This is a genomic window from Streptomyces sp. NPDC014907 (genome assembly GCF_055562975.1).
In genome coordinates, this window is record NZ_JBVHEG010000001.1 from 987,889 (window position 1) to 995,333 (window position 7,445).

Here is a 7,445-nt window from a genome sequence, read left to right on the forward strand (position 1 = left end):
CTTACTTCTCCTTCTTGGCGCCGTAGCGGCTGCGAGCCTGCTTACGGTTCTTGACGCCCTGCGTGTCGAGGGAACCGCGGATGATCTTGTAACGAACACCCGGCAGGTCCTTCACACGGCCACCGCGCACGAGCACGATCGAGTGCTCCTGCAGGTTGTGACCCTCACCCGGGATGTAGGCCGTGACCTCGATGCCGGAGGTCAGACGCACACGCGCGACCTTACGGAGGGCCGAGTTCGGCTTCTTCGGGGTGGTCGTGAACACACGCGTGCAGACGCCGCGACGCTGAGGGGAACCCTCGAGTGCGGGCGTCTTGTTCTTCTCGACCTTGTCCTGCCGGCCCTTCCGGACCAGCTGCTGGATCGTAGGCACTACTTCTCCGGTTTCTGTGTGCCGTCGGTAAAACTAACCCGGAACAGTCACCGACCCACGCGGTCGGGTGTGTCGAATCACGCGGACCCCGCCAAGGGCGGAAAAAGCGCGGATCACGGTGGCCGATATCTGACTCGCCGTGCGGCTGAAGACACGCACACGAGCCCAGGCACACCCCAGGCACAAGGCTTGAGCGTACCTATCGCACGGACTCCGGTCAAAACAAATGGGACGCGGCCGAGCGGCGGCGGGGAGCGGACGCGGCGGGGCCGGGCCGCACCGCGCGGACGGCGCCCGCGCGGTGCGTGGTGGGTCCGTGCCTCCTAGCCGGTCTCCGCCCGCCGCTCCAGCCGGGCCATCCGGGCCCGCGCGGACTCCAGCCGGGCCTGGTCCGCCGGGGGCAGGGTGGACCAGAGGGCGATCAGATCGCGCCCCATCCGGAGCCCCTCGCGGGGGTCCGAGACCCTGAGCCAGGCCGCCGCCGCGTTCATCACGCTCTGCAGCGCCTGCGGGTCGTCGCGTCCGGCCCGTATGCGGGCGATCTCCAGAGACCCCTCGAAGGCGCGGTGGCTGTCCCCCGCGACGAAGGCGACGTACGCGTTGAGCTCGCGCAGCCGCAGCGTCTCCGGCGCCTCCGGGCCGAGGCGCGCGGCGGCCTCGTTCACGCTCTGCAGGGCGAGGGTGGCGGCCCACTCGATGCGCCCGGACTGAAGCGCCTCGTGGATGCGGGCCACGGGGCCGGCGGCCGGATCGCCGACGGGAGGACGGGGGGACGGCGCCGGCGGCGGCGGTGCGGGAACCGGAGACGGCGTGGGCGTCGGCTCCGGAACCGGGGACGGCACGGGCGTCGGCGTGGACGCCGGGGACGGCACGGGCGTCGGCCCGGGAACCGGAGACGGCACGGGAGACGGGGCCGGCACCGGGGCCGGCACGGACGTCGGCACGGGGGAGGGAGACGGCACGGGCGTCGGCTCCGGAACCGGAGACGGCACGGACGTCGGCACGGGGGAGGGAGACGGCACGGGCATCGGCGTGGACGCCGGGGACGGCACGGACGTCGGCACGGGGGAGGGAGACGGCACGGGCATCGGCGTGGACGCCGGGGACGGCACGGGCGTCGGCACGGGAACCGGAGGCGGCACGGGAGACGCGGCCGGTGCGGGGGCCGGTTCAAGCGCCGGCCCGGGCGTCGGTTCAGGCGTCGGTCCCGGCACCGGTTCAGGCGCCGGTCCAGGCGCCGGTACGGGCTCCCGCCGGGGCGCCGGGTCTTCCGGTGCCGGAGTCGCGGGCGGAGGTGCCGGTGCCGCCGGAGCGGTCCGGGACCCGAGGTCCGACACCGGCGCGGGCCAGGCCCGGCCGGCGCCCTCCAGGGGCACCGGCTGCCCCAGGAGGGCGCTCGACCCGTCCTCCAGCACCCGCAGCGGGACGATCGTCCCGATCCGCTCGTCGTACACCGTGGCCCGGACCGCTCCCCCGGACGTCAGGGCCAGGCGGTGCAGGTAGTCGAGCACGGCGTCCTGGGGCGTCTCCCCCACCCCCGCCACGACGGGCCGGCCGTCGACCTCGGCGAAACCGTCGGCGCGCACCCGCACCTCGGCCGCCACGGGCCCGGAGGGCGGCGGCGGAGTTCCTTCCGCCCGCTTCCGGCGGCTGAACACGGACATGGATGCCTCACTCAGTTCTTTCGTGCGGACGGAGGGGAGGCGGTGACGGCGGGCGGTACGGCCTCCGTGACCACCCTGACGTCGGCGACGCGCCACGGGCCGCCGGCCGCGCGGGTCAGCTTGACCGAGGCCATGAGCCGGGGCCCGGGGCCGGTCCAGCCGTCCCGGCCCCGGGCCGTGCCCTCGACGAAGACCTCCCGGTAGGCGAGGACGGGGGTGTCGGGCGGGAGGTCGTCGTCGCCGTCGTCGAACGCGGGCCGCACCGTGGTCCACGCCTTGTGCCGCGCCCAGACGTTCCAGTCGTCCCCGGTGCCGCCCACCGGGACGTGCTCGCGTTCGGCGGCGGCGCGTTCGGGGGTGAGGTAGGGAAGGGCCCGGAGCACCGCGTCCTGGGGTCCCGCGTCGTAGGCGGTGTCGTAGCCGTAGGCGACGGTCGCCCAGGCCCCGGCGACCGAGGTCGGGTCCCGGTCGTCCGCCTTCGGCGGGGCGGGGAGCCGGCTTCCCGCGTCCAGGGGCCTTCCCCGGGGGACGGGCGCCTTGGGCGTGAAGCTGCCGGAGGCCACCGGGTCCGGTCCGGGCCCCCCGCCCGCGCCGTCGGACTCCTCCCGGAGGTCCTTCAGTCCGCAGCCGGCCAGCGCGGCCGCCCCCATGACGGTCACGAGCACGGTGGCGATGCCCTTCCGCACGGTCGTCCTCCTCCTGTCCCCGTCCGCCCGGCGCCCGGTCATTTGCCGATCCAGGGCGCGGGGTCGACGTACTGGCCGTTCTCCTGCACCTCGAAGTGCAGGTGGGCCCCGGTCGAGTAGCCCGTGCTGCCGACGAGGCCGACCACCGTTCCCACGCCGACGCTCTGTCCCTTGGAGACGCTGATCGCGGACATGTGGTTGTAGGTCGTGGAGATCTGTTTGCCGCCGATCGTGCCGTGGGAGACGATCACGCGGTTTCCGTATCCGCGCGTCATGCCGGAGAAGGTGACGACGCCCTCCTTCGCGGCGAGGATGGGCACTCCGGTCGCCACGCCGAAGTCCATGCCGGAGTGGAGCTTGCGGACCCCGGTGATGGGGTGCACGCGCATGCCGAAGGGCGAGGTGACGGGCGGGTTCCCGGAGAGGGGCATGGCCAGCCGCTGCCCGGCGGGGATGGTGCCCGTGCCGGGCCCGGAGGCGATCGCCGTGTACTTCGCCATGGCGGCCTTGATCTTGACGACGTAGCCCTGGGTCTCCTGGTACGGGGGTATGCCGCCGTACTTGAGCACCGCGCCCGGCCCCGCGTTGTAGGAGGCGAGGGTGAGGTCGAGCGTCGGTCCGCTCGCCTTCCCCCGGGACTTGTACCCCTCGACCTGTTTGGCGAGGGCGCAGTCGTAGCGCCCCTGGGCCATGATCGCGTCCCCGGGGTCGAAGGGGTTCACGCGGCCGTTGCCGTCGTCGTCCCGGCCCCAGGTGGTCCAGGTGCCGGGCATGAACTGGGAGAGCCCCTGGGCCCCGACGGGCGAGGTCCGTCCGTTGATCCAGCCGGACTCGGCCTCTATCTGCGCGGCGATGACCGGCGGGGTGATCTGCGGGCACATGGAGCCCGCCTTCAGCACCCACGGCAGGTACTGCGGCGGTACGTGCTTCGGGTCCAGCGTCCCGCCCTCGACCCCCGACATGTCGGGTCCGGCGTCTCCCGCTCCGACTCCCACGAACAGGAAGACCGGCATGACGACCAGCGCGAAGGCACCGCCCGCGATCCACGCGACCGTGCTTCCCCCATTGCCTGACATCGCTCCCCCGTCGGCGTGTTCCGAGGTCCCGCGCCGGGCCGCGCTTCCACATGCCCGGCGGCACCCTCACGTGTCCGGCGCGCTCGACGCCCGGAGTTCCGCAGTACGTTGTCGGGGTCGGACGCTACGCGAGACAGTCGACGGACGTCGACACGGGGGCAGGACATATGCAGCAGAACACGATCGGCGGACCGGAGATCTGGCTCCGCGGTCCGGTGGACCATTCCGCACGGCCGGCACCGGCGCACCCGGACGGGGCCGGGCCGACTCCCGTGCCGCACCAGGACCTTCCGGCACCCGTGCCGTCCGGTCCGGTGCCCGGGGCGGCCGTCCCGCCGGGCTCCTCCGGCCCGTTCTCCTGGAGGGGGGCCCACGGCGGGGCGGGCACCTCCACCCTGGCCCAGGTGTTCGGCGGGCACGACGCCGGTCTCTCCTGGCCCGACACGGCGGCCGGGCTGCCCGGGAACGTGCTGCTGGTGGCCCGCACCCACGCATCGGGCCTCCAGGCGGTCTCCCGGATCCTCAACGCCCAGCGGCAGAACGAGCTTCCGGCGGGCGTCACGCTCGCCGGGGTCGTCCTCGTCGCGGACGCTCCCGGCCGGCTGCCGAGGGAGCTGAACCAGCGGATCAAGGTGATCGGTTCGGTGGTCGAAGTGCACCGGGTCCCTTGGGTCCCGTCCTGGCGTACCGGTAATCTCTCCGGGCCCCTGCCGCGCGAGGTCGCCGCACTCGGCCGGCTCGTCGCCGGCACCTGAACCGGCCCACGGGAAGTACGAGATGGAACTGATACTGGCCGCTCCCGGTGCGAACGTCACCGGTCCCCTCAACCAGATCCTCGGCTACCTCGCCTGGCTGGTCACCGCCGCGGGCGTGCTGGGCGTCCTGATCATCGGGTCGCGGATGGCGATCTCGCTGCGATCGGGAAGCGGGGAGGAGCACTTGACACAGTTCGCGGTCGTGATGGGGGCCTGCATCATCGGGGCGACCGCCGGGCCGCTCGTCCAGTTCCTGCTGCCTTGAAGGGATTTCGGACCGCGTTCCGTTCCGAACAGGTCACTGTTGCGGCCTCGAACGGACACGCACCGAAGAAGCCCTGACATGATGCAGCGGCGACTTCGCCGCCCAACCACCACCAGAGACAACACATTTGAGCCAAAACGGCTCACTTCCACGGGGGGAGCTTCTCCATGTTGAGCAAGGTCCGCGACATCGTCCTCGCCGCCGACGTGCCCAAGCCGGGCATGGACGCGCCGAAGGAACTCACCAGCAAGGTCAACGACGTCCTCGGCATCGTCGCGTGGGCGGGAACCGCGGCGGGCGTCGCGGGCGTGCTGATCACCGGCGCCATGATGGCGATCTCCATGCGCCGGGGCGAGGGCTCGGAGCACATGGGCCGCCTCGGCATGGTGCTGGGCGGATGCATCCTGGTCGCCACCGCCGGACCGCTCGTCTCCTTCGTCTTCAACTGACCCGGGAAGGCCGACCCATGAGTCCGCGAAGCCGGCGAAACAGCAGTGGCGAGTGGGAGAAGCCGTTCTGGCAGCAGCCCGGCTGGCTGCTGTCCGCCGGATTCTTCCTGGTGTTGGCGTTGGTCGGCGGCTTCGTGGTGCTCGCCGACGACGGGGACGCGAACGCCGGCCGGGGGCCGGAGACGACGGCGTCCCCCACCTCGGGCACACGGCCCACTCCCTCGGGCGCGCCGTCGAACGGGACGGAGGAACCCCGCCCGGCGGGCTGCCGTACGGACGACGGCGACCAGACGGTTCCGCCGAAGAGCCCGGCGGACCTGAAGTGGAAGGTCTACCGGGCGGAACTCGTCCCGGTGTCCGCGACGGCGGGCCCCCTCCAGTACGACGGACCCGTCTGGTCCTGCTTCGCGCGCACGCCGCTGGGCGCGGCGCTCGCGGTGCACTCCATCTCCACCAAGATGGGCGGTTCGGACTGGAAGGCCGTCGTCGAGAGGCAGTTCGCCCGCGGCCCCGGCACGGAGGCCCTCAAGAAGTCCCGCGCCGCGAAGAAGGACGAGAACGACGCCGGCGCACCGGGCAGCAACGGCACCTACGTGGGCTTCAGCATGGTCACCTACGACAAGGACCGCGCCACGGTGATGATGCTCATGCGGCTCCCCGAGGGCGCGTACGTCACGGGCACCGTCTCGGTCGTCTGGGAGGGCGGGGACTGGAAGCTCCGTCCCACGCTGAGCGGCTCCATCACGGAGAGCATCACCCCGGTCGGCGGCACGGACGGATTCGTCCTCTGGGGAGGCGGAAGTGGCGCTTGACCTGCCCGGCCCCGGAGACATCCTCGAGTGCGCCACCAGTCCGCTGCAGTGCGCCAAGGACGGCGCCAAGGGCGCCGTCGACAGCGTGGTCGGCAGCGCCGTGGAGGCCTTCGCGAACGCGATCGGCGCGGCCGCCTCCGAAGTCCTCAAGGCCCTCAACGGCGTCTGGATGAAGGTCGGGACGGGCAGCAGCCTCAACCCCGAGGGGGGCACCGGGCTCGACATGATCATCGGCGAGACGAAGTGGATCGTCGGCTACGTGGCCGTCGCCTCCGTCCTCGTCGCCGCGATCAGGATGGCCTACGAGCGCAAGGGCCAGTCCATGCAGCAGGCGTTCATGGGCATGTGGAAGGTCATCCTGGTCTCCACCCTCGTCCCCGTCGTGGCCGGTCTGCTGTACCAGGCGTCGGACGCGTACGCCCAGGAGGTCTACAGGAAGGCCAACCTGGGGGACAACGCCGAGACCATCCTCGGCGTCACCGCCCTGACCAGCCCCGGCCTGATCCTGATCTTCGGCCTGCTGGTCATGCTGGCCAGCTTCGTGCAGATCATCCTGATGTACATCAGGCTGGGCGTGCTCATCATGCTGATCGGCACCCTCCCCATCGCCGCCGCCTCCTCGATGACGGGCTGGGGCGACGGCTGGTGGAAGAAGCACATCGGCTGGCTGGTCGCCTGGCTGCTCTACAAGCCGGCCGCCGCGCTGATCATCTACTCGGCCACGTCCATGACCCAGAGCCGGAAGGACCCGGGCCTGGAGAACACCATCGCGGGCATGGGCATGCTCATCCTCTCGGTCTTCGCCCTGCCCGCCCTGCTCAAGCTGATCGTCCCGGCGACCGCCGCGCTCGGCGGCACCTCGGGCGGCACCGTGGCCCTCAACTTCGCCAACAGCATCGCGAGCGGTGCGATCAGCATCGCCAGTGGCGGCGGAGGCGGCGGAGGCGGAGGCGGGGGTGGCGCCGGTGGTGGCGGAGGCGGCGGACGGGGCCCCGCGGGCTCCCCGTCGTCCGGCGCCGGCGCGGCCCCGTCGGCCGGCGCGGGCGGTGCCGGAGGCGCCGGAGCGGGTGGCGCGGGAGCGGCGGCCGGTGGCGCCGCGGCGGCCGCGGGCCCCGCGATGGTCGCCGTCCAGGCCGCGGCGGTGGTCGCCCAGGCGGGCCTGAACGCGGCCAACGAGGTCGCGGGCTCCCTGGACGACAACGACGGTATGAAGGGCCACAACCAGTAACCACGGCGGCGGGGGGGGCGCGCGGCGCGCCGGCCCCCCCCCCGGGGCCCCCCCCCCGGCCCCCCCCCCCCCCCCCCCCAAAAACCCAACCAACCCCGAGAACAAAAGCCCTAAGCCCCCGGCGGCAACCCCCCCCC

At 72.7% G+C, this 7,445-nt stretch carries 9 protein-coding genes; 5 read left to right on the forward strand and 4 right to left on the reverse strand.

The genetic code is table 11. From position 1 onward, the window contains the following. Position 1: 1 nt before the first annotated feature. The 4 genes from rpsL to ACZ3IL_RS04460 all read right to left on the reverse strand — a co-directional run bounded on the left by rpsL (position 2) and on the right by ACZ3IL_RS04460 (position 3,799). On the reverse strand, positions 2-373 hold the full coding sequence (gene rpsL, locus ACZ3IL_RS04445) for a 30S ribosomal protein S12 (RefSeq protein WP_003948652.1): 372 nt from the start codon (positions 371-373) through the stop codon (positions 2-4). 323 nt (positions 374-696) lie between these two features. Beyond that, complete coding sequence (locus ACZ3IL_RS04450; RefSeq protein WP_467386404.1) at positions 697-1,107, reverse strand: hypothetical protein; 411 nt, start codon at positions 1,105-1,107, stop codon at positions 697-699. A 941-nt stretch (positions 1,108-2,048) separates the two neighbouring features. Then, the gene (locus ACZ3IL_RS04455; protein WP_467386406.1) at positions 2,049-2,723 is read right to left on the reverse strand and encodes a hypothetical protein; all 675 of its coding nucleotides are present in this window, start codon (positions 2,721-2,723) and stop codon (positions 2,049-2,051) included. A 38-nt stretch (positions 2,724-2,761) separates the two neighbouring features. After that, positions 2,762-3,799 carry a peptidoglycan DD-metalloendopeptidase family protein gene (locus ACZ3IL_RS04460; RefSeq protein WP_467386407.1) on the reverse strand — a complete coding sequence of 346 codons (1,038 nt, stop codon included), beginning with the start codon at positions 3,797-3,799 and terminating at the stop codon, positions 2,762-2,764. Between the two features lie 167 nt (positions 3,800-3,966). On the opposite strand from ACZ3IL_RS04460, the gene ACZ3IL_RS04465 reads away from it, so the two are divergent. The 5 genes from ACZ3IL_RS04465 (at position 3,967) to ACZ3IL_RS04485 (ending at position 7,308) form a co-directional block, all read left to right on the forward strand. Continuing rightward, positions 3,967-4,554 (forward strand): DUF6668 family protein, encoded by a 588-nt coding sequence (locus ACZ3IL_RS04465; RefSeq protein WP_467386409.1) that lies wholly within the window; start codon positions 3,967-3,969, stop codon positions 4,552-4,554. A 22-nt stretch (positions 4,555-4,576) separates the two neighbouring features. Beyond that, the gene (locus ACZ3IL_RS04470) at positions 4,577-4,819 is read left to right on the forward strand and encodes a hypothetical protein (protein ID WP_467386411.1); all 243 of its coding nucleotides are present in this window, start codon (positions 4,577-4,579) and stop codon (positions 4,817-4,819) included. Between the two features lie 167 nt (positions 4,820-4,986). Further along, positions 4,987-5,268 (forward strand): hypothetical protein, encoded by a 282-nt coding sequence (locus ACZ3IL_RS04475; protein WP_467386413.1) that lies wholly within the window; start codon positions 4,987-4,989, stop codon positions 5,266-5,268. Between the two features lie 17 nt (positions 5,269-5,285). Further along, on the forward strand, positions 5,286-6,080 hold the full coding sequence (locus tag ACZ3IL_RS04480; RefSeq protein ID WP_467386415.1) for a DUF8175 domain-containg protein: 795 nt from the start codon (positions 5,286-5,288) through the stop codon (positions 6,078-6,080). Next, positions 6,070-7,308, forward strand: coding sequence for a hypothetical protein (locus tag ACZ3IL_RS04485; protein WP_467386417.1), 1,239 nt, complete (start codon positions 6,070-6,072; stop codon positions 7,306-7,308). The genes ACZ3IL_RS04480 and ACZ3IL_RS04485 overlap by 11 nt, the downstream gene beginning before the upstream one ends. The last annotated feature ends 137 nt before the right edge of the window (positions 7,309-7,445 follow it).